Annotated in this window: 20 protein-coding genes; 9 read left to right on the top strand and 11 right to left on the bottom strand. The window is 44.8% G+C overall.

Annotated features, from left to right (window positions below; genetic code table 11):
• Positions 1-3: 3 nt before the first annotated feature.
• The 4 genes from RH46_RS21415 to RH46_RS21400 all read right to left on the bottom strand — a co-directional run bounded on the left by RH46_RS21415 (position 4) and on the right by RH46_RS21400 (position 4029).
• Positions 4-927, bottom strand: a complete 924-nt coding sequence (locus tag RH46_RS21415) for an SPFH domain-containing protein (protein WP_006881622.1) — start codon at positions 925-927, stop codon at positions 4-6.
• Between the two features lie 140 nt (positions 928-1067).
• Entirely contained in the window at positions 1068-1922 is an 855-nt protein-coding gene (locus RH46_RS21410; protein ID WP_006881621.1) for a thioredoxin family protein, read from the bottom strand.
• Between the two features lie 321 nt (positions 1923-2243).
• A complete protein-coding gene (locus RH46_RS21405) occupies positions 2244-3071 on the bottom strand; it encodes an SDR family oxidoreductase (protein WP_006881620.1) in 828 nt (275 codons plus the stop codon).
• Between the two features lie 43 nt (positions 3072-3114).
• Positions 3115-4029, bottom strand: coding sequence for a TIGR01777 family oxidoreductase (locus RH46_RS21400; RefSeq protein ID WP_006881619.1), 915 nt, complete (start codon positions 4027-4029; stop codon positions 3115-3117).
• A 229-nt stretch (positions 4030-4258) separates the two neighbouring features.
• Between RH46_RS21400 and RH46_RS21395 the strand changes: the two genes are divergently transcribed.
• The 5 genes from RH46_RS21395 to yfcE are packed head-to-tail and all read left to right on the top strand — an operon-like array spanning position 4259 to position 7137.
• Entirely contained in the window at positions 4259-4993 is a 735-nt protein-coding gene (locus RH46_RS21395; protein WP_006881618.1) for a DUF1538 domain-containing protein, read from the top strand.
• On the top strand, positions 4990-5784 hold the full coding sequence (locus RH46_RS21390; protein ID WP_006881617.1) for a DUF1538 domain-containing protein: 795 nt from the start codon (positions 4990-4992) through the stop codon (positions 5782-5784). The genes RH46_RS21395 and RH46_RS21390 overlap by 4 nt, the downstream gene beginning before the upstream one ends.
• Positions 5774-6124 carry a P-II family nitrogen regulator gene (locus RH46_RS21385; RefSeq protein WP_006881616.1) on the top strand — a complete coding sequence of 117 codons (351 nt, stop codon included), beginning with the start codon at positions 5774-5776 and terminating at the stop codon, positions 6122-6124. The genes RH46_RS21390 and RH46_RS21385 overlap by 11 nt, the downstream gene beginning before the upstream one ends.
• Positions 6121-6525 carry a CBS domain-containing protein gene (locus tag RH46_RS21380; protein ID WP_006881615.1) on the top strand — a complete coding sequence of 135 codons (405 nt, stop codon included), beginning with the start codon at positions 6121-6123 and terminating at the stop codon, positions 6523-6525. The genes RH46_RS21385 and RH46_RS21380 overlap by 4 nt, the downstream gene beginning before the upstream one ends.
• Positions 6526-6576: 51 nt before the next feature.
• Complete coding sequence (gene yfcE, locus RH46_RS21375) at positions 6577-7137, top strand: phosphodiesterase (protein ID WP_006881614.1); 561 nt, start codon at positions 6577-6579, stop codon at positions 7135-7137.
• Positions 7138-7170: 33 nt separating this feature from the next.
• Here yfcE and RH46_RS21370 read toward each other — a convergent pair whose 3' ends face one another.
• From RH46_RS21370 to RH46_RS21355, 4 genes are read right to left on the bottom strand one after another with little or no spacing between them, the layout of a single operon-like run.
• Positions 7171-7449 carry an Rdx family protein gene (locus RH46_RS21370; protein ID WP_006881613.1) on the bottom strand — a complete coding sequence of 93 codons (279 nt, stop codon included), beginning with the start codon at positions 7447-7449 and terminating at the stop codon, positions 7171-7173.
• A gap of 11 nt (positions 7450-7460) precedes the next feature.
• Positions 7461-8216, bottom strand: coding sequence for a sulfite exporter TauE/SafE family protein (locus RH46_RS21365; protein WP_006881612.1), 756 nt, complete (start codon positions 8214-8216; stop codon positions 7461-7463).
• A gap of 42 nt (positions 8217-8258) precedes the next feature.
• A complete protein-coding gene (locus RH46_RS21360) occupies positions 8259-8774 on the bottom strand; it encodes a regulatory protein ToxS (RefSeq protein ID WP_006881611.1) in 516 nt (171 codons plus the stop codon).
• 11 nt (positions 8775-8785) lie between these two features.
• Positions 8786-9652 (bottom strand): winged helix-turn-helix domain-containing protein, encoded by an 867-nt coding sequence (locus RH46_RS21355; protein ID WP_006881610.1) that lies wholly within the window; start codon positions 9650-9652, stop codon positions 8786-8788.
• Between the two features lie 264 nt (positions 9653-9916).
• On the opposite strand from RH46_RS21355, the gene htpG reads away from it, so the two are divergent.
• The 4 genes from htpG to RH46_RS21335 all read left to right on the top strand — a co-directional run bounded on the left by htpG (position 9917) and on the right by RH46_RS21335 (position 15056).
• Positions 9917-11821 (top strand): molecular chaperone HtpG, encoded by a 1905-nt coding sequence (gene htpG, locus RH46_RS21350; protein ID WP_006881609.1) that lies wholly within the window; start codon positions 9917-9919, stop codon positions 11819-11821.
• A 314-nt stretch (positions 11822-12135) separates the two neighbouring features.
• Complete coding sequence (gene adk / locus RH46_RS21345; protein WP_006881608.1) at positions 12136-12780, top strand: adenylate kinase; 645 nt, start codon at positions 12136-12138, stop codon at positions 12778-12780.
• Positions 12781-12910: 130 nt separating this feature from the next.
• Positions 12911-13870, top strand: a complete 960-nt coding sequence (hemH, locus tag RH46_RS21340) for a ferrochelatase (protein WP_006881607.1) — start codon at positions 12911-12913, stop codon at positions 13868-13870.
• 466 nt (positions 13871-14336) lie between these two features.
• Positions 14337-15056 (top strand): oligogalacturonate-specific porin KdgM family protein, encoded by a 720-nt coding sequence (locus RH46_RS21335; protein WP_006881606.1) that lies wholly within the window; start codon positions 14337-14339, stop codon positions 15054-15056.
• Between the two features lie 53 nt (positions 15057-15109).
• Here the strand turns inward: RH46_RS21335 and RH46_RS21330 are convergent, their stop codons facing one another.
• The 3 genes from RH46_RS21330 to RH46_RS21320 all read right to left on the bottom strand — a co-directional run bounded on the left by RH46_RS21330 (position 15110) and on the right by RH46_RS21320 (position 18098).
• The gene (locus tag RH46_RS21330) at positions 15110-16612 is read right to left on the bottom strand and encodes a winged helix-turn-helix domain-containing protein (protein ID WP_006881605.1); all 1503 of its coding nucleotides are present in this window, start codon (positions 16610-16612) and stop codon (positions 15110-15112) included.
• A gap of 142 nt (positions 16613-16754) precedes the next feature.
• Complete coding sequence (locus RH46_RS21325; protein ID WP_006881604.1) at positions 16755-17381, bottom strand: outer membrane beta-barrel protein; 627 nt, start codon at positions 17379-17381, stop codon at positions 16755-16757.
• Between the two features lie 273 nt (positions 17382-17654).
• Positions 17655-18098 (bottom strand): DUF411 domain-containing protein, encoded by a 444-nt coding sequence (locus tag RH46_RS21320; RefSeq protein ID WP_006881603.1) that lies wholly within the window; start codon positions 18096-18098, stop codon positions 17655-17657.
• Positions 18099-18105 lie beyond the last annotated feature (7 nt).

Raw genomic sequence — 18105 nt, 5'->3', positions numbered from 1 at the left:
CCTCTACTTAGCTGCCGGTTTATCTTGCTTAAACATCTCGGCAATTCCGGCAACAGAGCCCATTAACCCGGATGCTTCTAGCGGCAACATAATAATTTTACCATTCTCTGCCTGGCCAATAGTTTTAATTGCCTCGGTATAGCCTTGAGCAATGAAGTAATTCACTGCCTGCATATCACCCTTAGCAATCGCTTCTGAAACCATAGTCGTCGCACGAGCCTCTGCCTCTGCAGCACGTTCACGCGCTTCTGCCTGAAGTATAGCGGCTTGTTTATCACCTTCAGCCTTAAGGATTTCTGACTGCTTGTGACCTTCGGCACGTAGGATCTCGGCCTGTCGAACACCTTCAGCTTCTAGGACTTCTGCGCGCTTGTTACGCTCGGCTTTCATTTGGGCGTTCATTGCCGCCGTTAGATCTGCTGGTGGCTGAACATCTTTTATTTCAATACGAGTGACTTTCACACCCCATGGGTTAGTTGCTTCGTCAACAATTGCGAGTAGCTTAGTATTGATCATATCGCGTTGACTGAGCATCTCGTCTAATTCCATTGACCCAAGTACGGTACGAATGTTGGTCAGGGTTAAGTTACGAATCGCGTGTTCAAGGTCGTTTACTTCATAGGCTGCTTGCGCGGCATCAATAACCTGCACGAAACAGACCGCGTCAATAGTCACGTTGGCATTGTCTTTCGAGATAACTTCCTGCGCAGGGATGTCTAGTACACGTTCCATCATATTGATTTTATGACCGATACCGTCAATAAATGGGATGATCAGGTTGAGGCCCGGTTTAAGGGTATGGGTATAGCGACCGAAGCGCTCAACGGTCCAGTTATTACCTTGAGGGACGGTTTTTACCCCAGCGATCAACAAGGCCACGGCGACAATGAGAAACACGCCGATAGTAATCAATGAATCAATAGCCATATTAAAGTTCCTTATGAGAGTCGTTGAGTAATTGTTGCTTATTTAGACTACTGAAACAATGGCACAAGTGAGAACTTAAGGCGATTTTTGACAAAATAAAAGCCGGTATAACCGGCTTTAAGTTTTTGATTTGGAAGGCGCTAGTAAAGCATTGAGTAAAGTTGGCGACGGTACTTACTGGCCATTGCATTTCCCTGGCCCAAAGCCGCAAGAATATCCATAAATGATTTCTTAAGCTCACCATCGAGAGTGTTGAGGTCACTCTTTAATAAGCCCCAAAGTAACTCAAGAGCTTCTTCATCACGGTTTACCTGATGATAGCTCAGCGCCAGTTCATTAGTCAGTTTAGCGTCACTCGGGTTTTCCTGAAGCGCTTGCTCTAAGTGTTGAATCTCAGGACTGTTTGCTGCCTGCGCGTGGAGGTCAAGTTTAGCAATCAAGCCTTTGTAATAACTGTCCTGATACTCGAGAGGAATACGTTCGAGTAGCGCTCTCCCTTGGTCGAAGTTTTGCGCTTCAAGATAGCAGTCTGCTAGCGCAAGCTTCACGTCGCCTTTTTCTTGAATTGCTGGATCTAACGACTCCAAAAGTGGCAGAGCCTGGCTATGCTCGCCAGCCTGAATTAATTCCAGAGCCTGCTTGAGGTTAAGCTCGTCCTGACTTGGCAGATGCTTGGTCAACATTTCCTGAATCGCCGCGATAGGCTGTGGACCACCCAGCCCATCTACTGGCTGACCGTTAACAAACAGGGCTATGGTTGGCAAGGCTTGTACGCCAAACTGACTCGCGATCATCTGCTCCTGTTCACAGTTAAGAAGAGCAAGAGTAAACGCACCGTTATACTGTTGAGCGAGCATTTGCAGATCAGGAATCACCTGTGAGCTCTCTTGACTCATAGGAGCCCAGAAATGAATGAGCACAGGTGTTTGCATTGAGCCTTCGAGTACTTGACGGAAGTTTTGCTCGTTGAGCTCAACAATAAATGGAGATTGCATGTAAAGTTTCCTTGCTACATAGACTGTATAACAAAGATATGGGCGTCAAAGGGGGAGTTCAAGGTAACGAGTTGAATTATCCGGCGATAAATACAAAAGCACCGCCGAAATAAGGCGGTGTTTTGTATTCCCAAACGGGCAAGCGAAGGTGTTTATAAAACGATAAACAATGTTAGCGCCACTCCCACACTCAGCCAGTTTAACTGTATTAAAGACATTGAGTTATTCCGAATGTAGCAATGCAATTTCTGTCCAAGGGTTTCCCCAAGCTTTAATATAGAGCCTCAATGTTACGAAATAATGACAGCTGATAAGATGATGTTATGCGGCATGCCACAGGATCTTATCAAGTAATCGGGTTGGCAGTAGACGCTTCAAGACAGCGAAAACTTTAGTTGGAGTGGTAATACGATAGCGAATCTTAGGTTTATCAGACTCTAACGCATGGATTAGCGGTTTAATACAAGACTCCGCTGGCAGAACAAAGGCGTTATTTGAGCTTTGGCTGTTGAGTCGCGACATTTGCTGTTGATACTGTTCTTGATGGGCGCTGCCTTCGATGGCGATCCAACGTTGAAAGGCTTTTAATGCATTGGCGCGAAACTGAGTTTCTATAGGACCAGGCTCGATAAGGCTGATATGGATATCGGTTGGAGAAAGCTCTAATCGAAGTGTATCGCTCCACCCCTCAATAGCAAACTTTGACGCGTTATAGGCACCGCGATACTTCATCGCAGCAAAGCCTAACACCGAGCTGTTCTGTACTATGCGACCATAACCCTGCTGGCGCATTACAGGCAGAATCTCGCACACTAACTGATGCCAACCGAAGAAATTGGTTTCGAACTGTTCACGTAAACCGTCGGTTGGTAGATCTTCTAGCGCTCCTGGTTGGCCGTAAGCCCCGTTATTGAACAGCGCATCCAGTTTGCCACCTGTTAACTGGAGTGCTTTCTCTACACCTTGGCTGATACTTTGACTGTCACTGAGGTCGAGTAGTATCGCTGTTAGTCCTTCTGCTTGCAGCTTTTCAACATCCGCTTGCTTACGACATGAGGCGATAACCTTATAACCACGTTTATGTAATGCATGGGCACATGTATATCCAATACCTGTCGAGCAGCCTGTAATTAAGATGGTCTTTTGCATGTGAAGTCAGAAAGTTAGCAATAATTTCCTCTAGGGTACTGGATTACTCATGGTGTTGTAATAGATTTTTTAACGCAGGCTCAATTCGCGAATAGCTAAAATGGAAGCCTAGCTCAGTGAGTTTCTTTGGTTTGGCACGAATACTATCGAATAGCAATACTGAGCTTTCTCCCATCGCCAGAGACATAACCCATTTGGGCGTACGTAGCAGGTGAGGGCGTCTTAAGGTTTTGGCTAATGTTTGACTGAACAGCTTATTTGTCACCGGATGAGGGGCACATAAATTAAACTCGCCGTGTGCATGAGGTGTTTCGAGTAAATAGACGATACCTCTGACCATATCCAACATATGTATCCAGGGTACATATTGACGACCATGTCCAAGTGGGCCACCAAGGCCTAAGCGGTATGGAGGTAACATCTTGAGTAAAGCTCCGCCTTGCGGTGCCAATACTACGCCAGTGCGCAAGATACATACGCGTGTCATCTCTGAGCGAGCACGGTTAGCAATCTGCTCCCATTTACTGCAGACATGATGAGGAAAACCGAGGTCTGTGACATGGAGGGTTTCGTCGAATGGATGTTCTTGTTGATCGCCATAATAGCCAACCGCAGAGCCGCTTATAAATACCTCAGGAGGGTTGGTACTGGCGTGAATCAGTTCGACCAAACGCTCTGTTAACGCCCAGCGACTATCACAAATAGTCTGTTTCTGTTTTTTGCTCCAGCGTTTGTCGGCAATAGGTTCGCCGGCAAGGTTGATTACCGCATCAAAATCATTGAGATGTTGAAAACCATCTAAGTCAGAAACGTAGGTAACGTTCCCCATATCTGTATGGCTGAGCCGCTCTCTCGCCACTCTTGGTTCGCGAGTGAGCAGTACGATCTCATGGGTGGTTAAGTGTTTAAGCAGTTCACGGCCGATAAAACCTGTTCCACCAGTGAGCAGTACTTTCATTTCCTGTCCTTATCATGATTAACGTTAACCTCGATGAGGTTTAACCATAGTCAACTATTGTTACTAATTATAGCGACTTAGCGTGAAAAGTGATCACTTGTGCCAATATCACAAATTTAACATTTTGTTACGTTTCTCCTCTTCTACGTTGCAGTAATCACATTCGAAACGTTTTTTGTTTGTCATGCTAATAAGTAAGGATATTGCAGGGACTATAACAGGAGGTTATGTGCAGGCAGTGACAGCGTTAGCGAAAGCGCTATTAGGAAGCTTGAGAGATTTGATGCCCATAGTGGTGGTGATCGCGTTCTTTCAACTAGTGGTATTGCAGGAACCATTACCCAATTTAGTCTCAATTTTGTTTGGCTTAGTGCTGGTGGTGTTTGGTTTAACCTTTTTTATCTTCGGCTTAGAGATGGGGTTATTTCCAATCGGCGAGACAATGGCACAAGCATTTGCACGCAAAGGTAGTGTGTTTTGGCTGCTAACCTTTGCTTTCTGCCTGGGATTTGGAACCACAGTAGCAGAGCCAGCCTTGACTGCAGTGGCTGACGAAGCTGCAGAAGTGGCCGCAGAAGGAGGGATGATCGCCTACCAAGAGCAGGCGATGGAAGACTATGCGAACGGATTGCGATATACGGTTGCTCTTTCGGTCGGAATTGCCATCTTGCTCGGTGTGCTGCGAATCCTCAAAGGCTGGCCAATTCAGTACATGATTATCGGTGGTTATATTGGTGTGGTCGTACTCACTATGTTTGCCCCGCAAAGTATTATTGGTGTCGCGTATGATTCCGGTGGTGTGACAACCTCAACGATTACTGTACCACTCGTTACCGCATTAGGTGTCGGGCTCGCATCAGCTATTAAAGGGCGAAATCCGATGATCGATGGGTTCGGTTTGATCGCATTTGCTTCACTGTTGCCAATGATGTTCGTCATGGTCTATGGAATGGTGGTCGCATGATTGAATGGTCTCACTTTATCGATGTGTTTATCGGCACTATTAGTGACGTTCTGCCGATCGCGACAATTATCTTTGGCTTCCAGTTTGCGGTGTTAAGAAGACCGGTAAACAACTTACCTAAGGTCATTCTCGGCTTTTTTTACGTCATTCTTGGCCTGTCTCTTTTCCTGATTGGGCTTGATCTGGCTCTATTTCCACTTGGTGAAACAATGGCAACGCAGCTAACAGCACCAGACTTTATTGCTGAGTTTCGAGTTTCCATTGGTGAACGCATAGAGTGGATCGACTATTACTGGGTTTACCTGTTTGCCTTCTTTATTGGCTTTAGTACCACCATTGCTGAACCTTCGTTGATCGCAGTAGCAATTAAAGCCAATCAAGTCTCTGCTGGCAGTATTAGCGTCAACGGCTTGCGAGTTGCAGTGGCGTTAGGCGTGGCATTTGGCATCTCTTTAGGTAGTTACCGCATTGTGGTTGGTGACCCTATCCACTATTACATCATTGTCGGTTATGTGGTGGTGGTTATACAGACCTTCTATGCGCCAAAACTGATTATTCCATTGGCTTATGATTCGGGCGGGGTAACAACATCAACGGTGACGGTTCCTTTAGTTGCCGCGTTAGGCTTGGGGTTAGCCTCAACGGTACCGGGACGAAGCCCAATGATAGATGGGTTCGGATTGATCGCCTTTGCGAGTTTATTTCCCATGATCTCAGTAATGGGATATGCACAAATCACTCAGTGGCTTAACAAAGGCGCTGAGAAGGAGGAAAAGGAAAATGCGCTTTAAATTACTTATAGCATTTGTCGAAGACAGTAAAACAGATGTTGTTCTAGACGCAGCGAGAAACGCTGGTGCTACCGGAGCCACCGTGATTAACAATGCTCGTGGTGAAGGGCTCAATCAGAAAAGAACCTTTTTTGGTCTGACTCTGGATGTACAAAAAGACGTACTACTTTTTGTTGTCGAGGAACACCTGTCACGACATATCTTAGAAACGATCAATGAGGTGGGGGAGTTTGACCAGGAGTCCGGACAGGGGATTGCGATTCAGATCGATATTGAAGATGCGGTGGGTGTCGCCCATCAGGTCGAGAAACTAACAAAAGTTGTGGAGGATGAGATATGACAGAGCATGTGAAAGTCCGTGTGCGGGATGTAATGACAAGCAACTACGTGATTATTGATGGCTTAACCACGGTCAAAGAGGGCATTCAAATGGCACGCAGTCATGAAGTTAAAGCTCTGGTTGTCGATAAGCGCAATGATGATGACGAGTATGGTGTGGTGTTAATGAATGACATTGCCAAGAAGGTGCTCGCTCAGAATCGTTCTCCAGAACGCACCAATATCTATGAAATCATGACCAAGCCAGCTTTATCAGTAGACCCAAACATGAATGTCAAATATTGCGCACGCCTGTTTGAACGATTTGGTATTAGTAGGGCACCCGTTATTGAGCAGGGTAAAGTGATCGGCATGGTGAGCTACAACAACATCGTTATTAACGGTATGGTCAAAGATGACTAACCCGGTATGAGAGAGTAGAATCTGCAGGGTATTTTTTGAGGAGATGATGTCGTGAAACTCTTTTTTGCCTCTGACCTGCATGGTTCTCTGCCTGCAACTGAACAAGTTTTACAAGCCTTTGAACGCTCTGGTGCACACACACTCGTTTTGCTAGGGGACACGTTAAATCACGGTCCACGCAATCCGGTGCCACAAGGGTATAACCCTCAGGCGGTGAGTGAGCGTTTAAACCAATATGCAGAGCGAATTATTGCTGTGCGCGGAAACTGTGATAGCGAAGTGGATCAGATGCTGCTTTCATTCCCTATGATGATGGATTACGCCTGGGTGATGTTAGAGAGTGGTCAGCGTCTGTTTATTACTCATGGTCATCTTTATAACGCGAATAAGCGTCCACCACTTCGAGTTGGTGATGTGATTGTCCACGGCCATAGCCATATTCCAGTGGCTGAGTTGGACGGTGAACAATACATCTTTAACCCTGGTTCAGCGACGTTCCCTCGTGAGGGACACGCAGCAAGCTACGGTATGCTCGAAGGTGATGAGCTGAAAGTGTTGAGCTTTGATGACCAAGTCATGATGCAAACTCAACTAGAGTCGCAGTCCGCTTAATCTAGCAGTGGCGACAATTTAGCTATACAAGGGTTATTTACTATCAGAGTGACCAAGGTCGCGCTCAGGGTCGATCAGATCCCTGACGCGCTGCTTGAGTACTTTGGCTTCGGGAAAACCGCCATCTCGTTTACGTTCCCAGATCATCTCCCCATTGCAGTGTATTTCAAATCTTCCTCCTGTATCAGGGTGAAGTGACACTGAAGATATCTCTTCGCTAAAGGTGTGCAGTAGTTCCTGACTCAGCCAGGTCGAACGTAGCATCCAGTTACACTGGCGGCAGTAATAGATATCAATTTTAGCCTTGTGCATGGCTCTTCCTTCTAGATTATTAATTTGATGCCGACGGCAAATGTGAGAATCTCAAAGCACACTTTGATGACCTGATTGTTGACCCGTGTTGTCATGTAAGCCCCAAGTCCGCCGCCTAAAAATGAACCCAACACCAGAGCAGGCAACCATGGCCAGTATACAGGTGCTCCAGCCTGAACCATCGCAATGCCACCTATACCATTCCAGAACAAACCAACACATAACATGGTCAAGGCGACGGCCTGTTTATAGCTATAGCCAAACCAACGCACAAGAAACAGAGTCACGAGCAAACCTGAGCCGGCGGTCAAAGAGCCGTTAATCACGCCAATTAACATTAAGCCAACTCCACCAATAGCCCAGCCCTTATAATGACGATTAAGCATCAGATCTTGTTGGCCAAGCTGCGGTTTGAATCGTGAATATATACCGAGTGCCAGTATCATCAGACCGAGCAATGTTTCAGCAATTTGATCGGGAATGAGTAGAACGATATTCGCACCAATAATCACACCGATACTGCCTACAAGCACCAGATATAAGGCAACTTGATAACTAAAGTTTTTTTGTTTTATGTGGGTGTAGGCTGCCCCGACCCCTAAGGCAACGCTAGCGATTTTATGGGTTGCAAGGGCGATAGAAAAAGGCAGACCAAAGAAGATCAGTAGTGGGAACTGAAGTAAGCCAGCACCACCACCAGACAGTGATGCGAGGGTATTGGCAATTAGAGAGCCAATAAATAGGCCGAAAGTGTTTATCCAATCCATGTGATACTTAATAAAAAGGGGCATCATGCCCCTTTATCGAAATTAGTTAGTAAAAAGCACCGTAGAACCGTGACTTAAGCTAGTCAGGAGCAGGGTTTTAGTATTGACTATATCGATACGGCGACTTTGCTGAGCATCCATTTTGAACAACTGAGTAATGAGATCAAGCTGCTCTGCAGTAAAGTCTTTGCTTTGTGCTGAAGAGACATCTTTAAACTCAGTCGGTGATACTAGCAGGTAGTTATCGCTGATATCCCAGCTACCTGTTTCGGAGATATTAATAATGCTTTCATTGTCAGCATCGTTACCGTAGAGGCGAACGGTTGCTACACGAATATAAGTATTATTTGGCAGATACTTAACGTTAGAAACAACGTTTACTTTACGTAACGGCCCTACAGACTCCTCTTGAATAGAGTCTGCTATGACAGTGACCATCTCTGACTGCCACTCATTAGAAGTCAGAACTTGTTCAACTTTAAGATCGCTGCCCCAATATAGCCAACCGCTAAACAGTGCTGAAACAATAAGTAGGCCTGCTGCAATTTTCTGATTCATCTTAATGTTTCCTATTGGCAAACTTTACTTAGATCTTTTTGTTCAGCGAAGATTCGCAGAGTCACGTTCTCGCCTGAGTTATCCAATGCATGGATATAGTTAAGTACTAACTGATTGTTCTGGCCACCGGTTGCAATGACCTCAACAGGAGCAAATTCACCCACATGAGTCTCATTGTACTTAATCACACACTGCTCGATAGATGGATACCATCTGCTTAAATCAGGGTGGTTAAGTGGCGTTTTTACTGGAATGTTGTCAAATACAGCCAGTTGGCGGAACTTGGACTCAGAAGGATTGGTAAATAAGACCACGCAAAGTGGTAGTAGTACTGCAAGCGCAATCAACACCTTAGCCATCAAGCCTGAAGATGCATTTGATTCAGTCGCTGGCGCAGCGGCTTGCGGCTGAGGTTCCACAGCTTTGGCTGGCACTTCTGCTACAGGCTCAGTAGATGGCTGAAGTTCAACCTCTAGCTCATCGATTACAGCTGGAGTGGGTTCTTCCACTTCATTATCACCACTCATTAGTGGCGTTGTGCGTTCGACAGTACAAATAAGCTGGTAACCACGCTTTGGCACCGTCTTGACGAACATTGGTGACTTAGTCGAATCTTTTAGTAGTTTGCGCAGTGTAGAGATCGCTTGTGTCAGGCTTGAGTCATCGACTTCAAAGCCTTGTTTACGCCACACAAAGTCATGTAATTCGTTGCGAGACACGATTTCACTTGGCTGCTCACATAGCAAAAGAAGGATACGGCTTTCGTTACTCCCTAAACGAATAAGCTCATTCTCGCTTTCTTTGTCTGTGAGGGAGTTGGTATTGGGATCAAAAGTAAATCTGTTCGCGAGATTAAACTTAGTACCTATATTACTCATTAATGATGGCCATTTAATTTTAAGTTTCAGAGAGTTATTTTAGTAAAGCGCTTACTAAGACTAGTTCAAATCTTTCTAGTTTAGATTTTTTGATTTTTTAGTGAGGGCAAGGATATTAAAAATTAAGGAAAAAAACACTGTTTTTATGATTCTTGACCTTGAATTTACATTTGTCACCCTCATGTTAACTGTCAGATTTAGGCCAAACTACACCCGATTTTATCGAGGTATTGGCTTGATAACTATAGAACTAATGGAGTTATCATGAGCGAAACAGTAACACAAAATAAAGAAACTCGTGGCTTTCAGTCTGAAGTAAAACAATTACTTCATCTAATGATTCATTCTTTGTACTCAAACAAAGAGATTTTCTTACGCGAGCTGATTTCTAATGCGTCTGACGCTTCTGACAAACTGCGCTTCCAGGCACTGTCAAATCCAGATCTTTATCAAGGCGACGCTGATCTTGGCGTAAAGCTATCCTTCAATGAAGAAGCGAACACTCTGACAATCTCAGATAACGGTATCGGTATGAGCCGTGACGATGTGATCGAACACTTGGGTACGATCGCGAAGTCAGGCACTGCTGAGTTCTTCTCTAAGCTATCTGAAGACCAGTCGAAAGACTCTCAATTGATTGGCCAGTTTGGTGTTGGTTTCTATTCGGCATTCATTGTCGCTGATGCAGTAACCGTCCGTACTCGTGCAGCGGGCCTTGCGGTGGATGAGGCGGTACAGTGGCATTCGGCTGGTGAAGGTGAGTACACCATCGAAACTATCTCGAAAGAGACACGTGGTACCGATATCGTTCTTCATATGCGTGAAGAAGGTAAAGAATTCCTCAATGAATGGCGTCTGCGTGAAGTGATCAGCAAGTACTCTGACCATATTGGTATTCCAGTTGCGATCCAAACTGCGGTTCGTGATGAAGAAGGTAAAGAGACTGGCGAGAAAAAGTGGGAGCAAATCAACAAAGCTCAAGCACTATGGACACGCAATAAGTCTGATATCTCTGAAGAAGAATACCAGGAGTTTTATAAACACGTCTCTCACGACTTTGCTGATCCGCTGGTTTGGAGTCATAACCGTGTCGAAGGTAAAAACGACTACACAAGTCTGCTTTACATCCCGGCTAAAGCTCCGTGGGATATGATGAACCGCGACCATAAGTCAGGTTTAAAACTGTACGTGCAGCGTGTATTCATCATGGATGACGCTGAACAGTTTATGCCGTCTTACCTGCGCTTCGTTCGTGGCTTAATAGATTCAAACGATCTACCGCTAAACGTTTCGCGCGAAATTCTGCAAGATAACAAAGTGACTCAATCTCTGCGTAACGCCTGTACGAAGCGTGTTCTGACTATGCTTGAGCGTATGGCAAAGAATGACGAAGAGAAATACCAGTCATTCTGGAAAGAGTTTGGCCTGGTACTAAAAGAAGGCCCGGCAGAAGATATGAGCAACAAAGAGAAAGTTGCTGCGCTGCTACGTTTTGCCTCTACAGAAGTTGACTCAGCAGATCAAACGGTCGGTCTTGCCTCTTACATTGAGCGCATGAAAGAAGGTCAGGATAAGATCTACTACCTTACTGCAGATAGCTATGCAGCGGCGAAGAACAGCCCTCACTTAGAGCAATTCAGAGCTAAAGGTATTGAAGTTATTCTGATGTTTGACCGCATCGATGAGTGGCTGATGAACTACCTGACTGAGTTTGATGGTAAGCAATTCCAGTCAATCACTAAAGCGGGTCTGGATCTCAGCAAGTTTGAAGATGAAGCTGAGAAAGAGAAACAGAAAGAGACTGAAGAAGAGTTTAAGTCTGTCGTTGAACGTACTAAAGAGTATTTAGGCGACCGTGTTAAAGAAGTTCGTACGACCTTCAAGCTAGCGACAACGCCAGCGGTGGTTGTTACTGACGACTTTGAAATGGGAACTCAGATGGCGAAACTATTGGAAGCTGCTGGTCAGGCTGCTCCAGAAGTGAAGTACATCTTCGAGATCAACCCAGAGCACGCTTTAGTTAAGCGTATGGCTGATGAAGCTGACGAAGAAGCGTTTGGTCGTTGGGTTGAGCTTCTGCTTGGTCAAGCTATGTTAGCTGAGCGAGGTTCTATGGATGATCCGTCGCAATTCTTAGGCGCTATCAACTCGCTTTTGACTAAGGGCTAATAGCTCAAAATTGCCAAAAAGCTCGCATCTTGCGGGCTTTTTAGCTTATTTGCGTTAATTGTGAATAAAGCGCGTTAATTAAGCGGCAAATGTGAGTGTTTAAGCATTCTTTAGTCGTAATTCGCGCTTTGGTTTTAAATTGTATGATAGAATGCAATCTTGAAACCAAACGAGCGGGCGTGTAATGTGCACGCCTGTTTTATTGTTAACTGTAATAACAGTTATACCGAAACTTACCGTGAGCTAAGGCTGTGTGATAGACGACACCATAGTGAGCTTCGGTATAAATCATCATTATCTTAAGAGGATTCAACATGCGCATCATTCTTCTAGGTGCTCCAGGTGCAGGTAAAGGCACACAAGCAAATTTCATCATGGAAAAATACGGTGTTCCGCAAATCTCTACTGGTGACATGCTGCGTGCTGCTATCAAAGCAGGTACAGAGCTTGGTAAGCAAGCTAAAGCTGTTATTGACGCTGGTCAGCTAGTTTCTGATGAAATCATCCTTGGTCTAATCAAAGAGCGTATTGCTCAAGATGACTGCGAAAAAGGTTTCCTACTAGATGGCTTCCCACGCACTATCCCTCAGGCTGATGGCCTTAAAGAAATGGGTGTTGCTGTCGATTACGTTATCGAGTTTGACGTTGCTGATGACGTGATTGTAGAGCGTATGGCTGGCCGTCGTGCTCACCTGGCTTCAGGTCGTACTTACCACGTTGTTTACAACCCGCCTAAAGTTGAAGGCAAAGACGACGTAACTGGTGAAGATCTGGTTGTTCGTGATGACGACAAAGAAGAGACAGTACGTGCTCGTCTGGGTGTTTACCATGACCAAACAGCTCCGCTAATTGCTTACTACGGTGCAGAAGCTGAAGCGGGTAACACTAAGTACCTTAAGTTTGATGGTACTAAGCAAGTAGCTGAAGTAAGTGCTGATATCGAGAAAGCGCTAGCATAAATAGCTAACAGCGAATTTTGAAAATTTGTTATAGTGAAGGCGACCTGACAAGGTCGCTTTTTTTATGCTTATACGTGATCTATCAAGATCTTAAATACGTAAACAACCATTTTAGAATCGATAGGAAGCTATGCAAAATAGTAAGAGACAAGGTGTGCTACTCGTTAACCTGGGTACCCCTGATGAAGCAACGGCCCCGGCAGTGAAGCAATTTTTGGGTCAGTTCCTCCATGACAAACGAGTGGTCGATATGACGCGCTGGTTGTGGTGTCCGATTTTGCATGGTGTGATACTACCTATCCGTGCACCGAAAGTGGCTAAGCTGTATCAGTCAGTGTGGATGGAGCAAGGATCGCCATTGATGGTCTATTCAAAAAGGCAGGTCGAGAAGCTAAAAGCTTTAATTGATATGCCCGTTGAACTGGGTATGACTTATGGCAATCCTAGCCTACAAACCGGACTAGAAGCGCTAGTGGCACAAGGTGTGGAAGACATTATTGTTCTGCCTTTATATCCTCAGTATTCAGGTACAACGACAGCGGCTGTTTCTGATGGTTTGACTAAAGCCTTTAAGAAGATGCCGGTCGTGCCAAACTATCAGTTTGTTCGCGATTATCACGATCATCCTCTCTACATTAAGGCACTTGCGGAGAGCGTGCGACGCTCATGGCAAGAGAATGGCAAAGGTGACTACCTACTTTGCTCTTATCACGGCATTCCTAAACGCTATGCCGACAATGGTGATATCTATCCGCAACATTGTGACAAGACAACAACGTTGCTGGCTCGCGAACTTGGCTTGGCTCCAAACCAAATTGGTATGACCTACCAGTCTCGCTTTGGTCGTGAAGAGTGGCTGCAGCCATATACCGACAAAACTCTGGAAAAATTACCAGGTAAAGGCATTAAGAAACTCGATATTCTTGCTCCAGCTTTCTCTGTTGACTGTCTTGAAACACTGGAAGAGCTTTCCGACCAATGTTGCGAGATTTTCACTGAGCACGGTGGTGAGCAATTCACCTATATCCCTTGTCTTAACGACGACGACTTACATATTGAGATGATGGCTCAGTTAATTACTAACCGTTAATCGATAGAACTGACTTCATCAAAGGCTGCCATTGGCAGTCTTTTTCGTCTCTGGCTACGTCAAAACGATCGGCAGCGCTCGTTCAAATCAAATTAGCGTCTATTCATTTAGCGGATATTTAAGTGATCGGGATCGGATTATTATTATCGAAAAATAACAAAAAGCTAAAATGGCTGTGATCCAGATAAGTCTAATCGGCATTCGCAAGTGTATTGATGTGAGTTAGATCTTGCTTTTATCTATTGCTAAGTTTTTACATTTTTCAACCATCTGATTTGTAAGGGTTAAATAACTTTTCTGTTTTTTACGTTGAACCGTGTCGCACAAAATTCGGATTTATTTTTTATCGTAAATTAAATCCGACATTATGAAAGCCAAGCCAGGGAGGCAAACCTTCTTTGCGGTCGGCGGTGAAGAAATACCGGACAAGAACCGCGGCTCACTTTTGTATTTAAGGCAGATTACAATGAAAAAACTATTTACTCTTAGCGCACTTTCTCTTGCATTCGCTTCAACTGCTTTCGCAGGCTCATCTTACGTAACAGGTAACGTTCAGTTTCATGATGACGACCTGCACGGTAACAGCGCAACATCAACGTTAGAAGCTGGTCATACATTTGATAACTCTGTTGGTGGTCTAACGGTTTACACTGAGTTTGACGGTATCTCAATTGGTGACCCAGTGGTTGATGGTGAAAACTACTCTATCGGTGTAACTCTTGGTGGTGAGCAGTCATACAACATTACTGACAATTTATGGGTTGCTGCAGGCTACCAACACTTGTTAGTTGATGGTTCAACAGCGCAGTACCGCCCACTGGTTAAGATTGGTTATAACTTTGATAACGGTCTATCAATTAGCAACCGTACTCGTCTGCACATTAACGAAGACAGCAGCCTGGATAATGACATCCGTTTCGATAACCGTATCGGTTATGTGCTAAATGAAGATGTATCACTAAGCTATAACAACGTCTACGTGATTGCCGGTAACGAATCGCAATACAATCTTGCTGGCGATATGAAGAAACAGGACACAATGGACCACGAGCTACGTGTAACTTGGACACGTACTGGAGTTCAGCCTTACTTTGAATTCCGCAGTCAGGCTAACGGTGCTGACTACGCCGATGGCTCAAGCAAGCAAAACAACGCATTCGTATTTGGTGCATCATACGGCTTCTAAAGCGAATAGATGACTGTCCAATATAAAGCCCGGCATTTGCCGGGCTTTGTTATTTACGTTTTGTTGATAGGCGCACAAAAACGCTCAACTCCCTGCCAAAGGATGCTATTAGGCATATGGATATACTCAATATTAGATAGTGCATCTTTCCATAGGCCTAAACAGGCCGATTGTTTATTTTGACTGATGTAGTGGTCGAGTACTTGCTGGGCAGGCAAAGTAATGGTTAATGCGGCAGTAGCCTTAAGATAATTACTTAAGTACTGCTCCATGTTACGTTTTTTACGGCTAATGTTCGCCTGAAGCATCAATATCAGCGCATTACTCGGTATTTCCGCCACATACTCTCTTTGTAACATCTGCAGACTTTTCTCGATGTCACCTGCGCGATACGTGAGCAGTGCCAGCAGCATATGAAGCTCGGGAGAAGGTGTCGGCGTCGTTTGTTTTACTTTATTGATCCATCGAGTCAGTACTTCTGCTGGCTGAGTACTGAAAAGCAGTTCTCTGGTATAAAAACTGATCTCTGCACCACTCATATCCTGGTTTACCAACTGATCAAAATCCGTTTCAGATAGCTGACTTAAATTAGTTTGAAGTTGCTGCTTTATCGATACGATTGGTGCGGGCAGTTTGAAATACTCTGTTAAGTCGGCATTGAGTCTGTTGATAGTCTCTATTAGTTGATTACTGTTCAAGGTGTATAGGTTACGCCATGCCACACGTGCTGAAGCAGAGTGGTTTAGGATAACTTCTAGTTTATCAACGTCATGACTATCTTTTATCAGGTTAAATGTAAGTTGGTAATCAGAGTCGCTAAGTGCATCTGCCCCCGGAAAGTGGCGGTGTTCGCTCAGACTCATTAGGTAGTAGCTTGGTGAACGCATGTTTGCCAGATGGATATAAGGTGAGTGGCTGTAGGCGTGCAGTAACAGAACTTTGAGGCGAAGAGCGTCTTGATGTGTTGACTGTTGGGATGAAGAGATCTGATCAAGTAACAGACGCACCTGAGGTACGTACAACGCTTGTCCCTTTGATTCAACTTTTACATCAAAGAAGGTATTTACCACCGCGATCAGAGCGAACAAGCTAGCTACAGTAAGCGCAAAGAGGGATAAAAATCGCTTAGTTGGTTTGAAACTGTGACGTTGTTTGTCACTCTTTCGTACTTCTTCTGAATGAGAGACGCAGCTTGCAGGTTCAACTAATTGAACATAATTACCCAGAATATAGTAGCCTCTTTTCGGGTAAGTCACGATAAGCTTAGTAGAGTCGATATCAGGAACATTTTCGCGCAGTAGGTTGCGCAGTAAGCTAATACGGTTAGTGACTACATTTTTAGAGATGTATTGACTGTCCCAGACTTGTTCAATGAACTGCTCGATAGAGGTAGGTTCGCCAATATTTGATAATAGTACTTCCAGTAAGGCGACATTACGCGGCTCTAGCGCAACTTGCTGACCGTCATTGGTCAGAGTTTTATCTTTTGGATCATAGATTAAGTGGGCAATAGCAATATGATGACCACTTTGTTTGGCCTGAGCGAGTAAGTTCATAGAGGGTATTTAGAGAGCAAAAAGACGCCGCGCATTCTACAAAAAGATCATCGCTACTTATAGAATCCTTGGCGCCGAAGTGCGCATGTCTCATTTTTGAGATGCTCGGTGCATCAGGGGAAATGCACCGAGTTGAATCAGACTAGAACTTGTACGTCGCGTTGATGTAGCCCTGGTTTGACGAGTTAAACTTAGCTAAAGGTTCGTTGCCAATTTTATGCTCGTTGCCAGAGTAGTAGTTGAAACGGTAACCCGCTTCCATACCAAAGTGATCAGTGAACATGTAGCCCATACCAGCGTTTAGGCCATAGGTCAGGCCTGAGTTTTTACTCGTTGTAGTCGCTATGCTAAGGCCTGATATGTTAACGCTTGTCTCCAACTCACTCTGGTAAAAGCCCAGCGAGCCACCTGCTAGCAGGTAGAAGCTATTATCCAGGTGGTAAACATAGTCAGAACCAGCGCCAAATTGATAGCCTTCTAAACGAAACTTGGCAACCTCAGCAGCAAATGGATCTATATAAGTAAGCTCACTTTCACCGTTATATTGTAAGTAACCATAGACGCGTACGTTGTCATTCAAGTAAGAGCCAGCTTTGATAGCGATAGCCCCAGCGTTGTCTAGGTTGTCCACGATCGTTTGATCTTCTGCCTCGGAGACTGAGGTGTTGTATGCACCGCCGGCTAACTCCACAGCTACGTAAGGAGAGTTAGCAAATGATGGCAAGGAAACGACTGCAGCTGTCGCAGCAATAAGTAGATGTTTACGCATAATAGTTCTCAAATGTATCCGATATAAGTGTTTAACTGTGCATCTCAGGTTATGTGTTGATGCAGCAAGTATTGGTGAACGCCAGAGAGCAGGGCGTTGTTCAGCGGAAGAGAAAGTTATCTGAGGGCAGGTAAGAATGCTAAAAACAAAACTACACGGAGTTAAACTTGATCTATATTTAGATCTATGCAACTGATTATTAAGCAATAAACAGCGCTTTCATCAGCAATGCTGACAATGAAAGCGCCATTCAAATCAGTTCAACAAAATTGGTTATTTGTTGCCTTGGTAGTGGCGGTACTCGAATACCTGACCTTTTTCGTTGAAGGCATAGACCGAATACTCGTCTTTTTCATTGCCATATTCCATACCAGGAGATCCCATTGGCATTCCAGGGACAGCAAGTCCCTTGGCATTACGCGGTGGGTTTTCAAGAAAAGCTTTAATGTCTTCCGCTGGAATGTGACCTTCAAAAACGTAGCCGTCAATTTCTGCTGTATGACAAGAAGCAAGTTCAGGTGTAATGCCAAGCTTTTGTTTAATCGGGTTCATGTTTTCATGCAGTTTTTCTGAGACAGTGAAACCTGCATCTTGCATATGCTTTGTCCACTCGGTGCAACAGCCACAATAAGGTGATTTATGGTTGATTACGTCTGCAGCTAACGCATGGCCAGAAAGCAGAGTCAGTGTTGCCAGGGCAAAAAAATTACGATTCATAGTAACC

The sequence above is a fragment of the Vibrio brasiliensis LMG 20546 genome (genome assembly GCF_000189255.1).
In the GTDB taxonomy this organism is placed as follows: Bacteria; Pseudomonadota; Gammaproteobacteria; order Enterobacterales; family Vibrionaceae; genus Vibrio; species Vibrio brasiliensis.
Note: the sequence above shows the minus strand (reverse complement) of the source record. Positions and strands in the feature narration are given on the sequence as shown.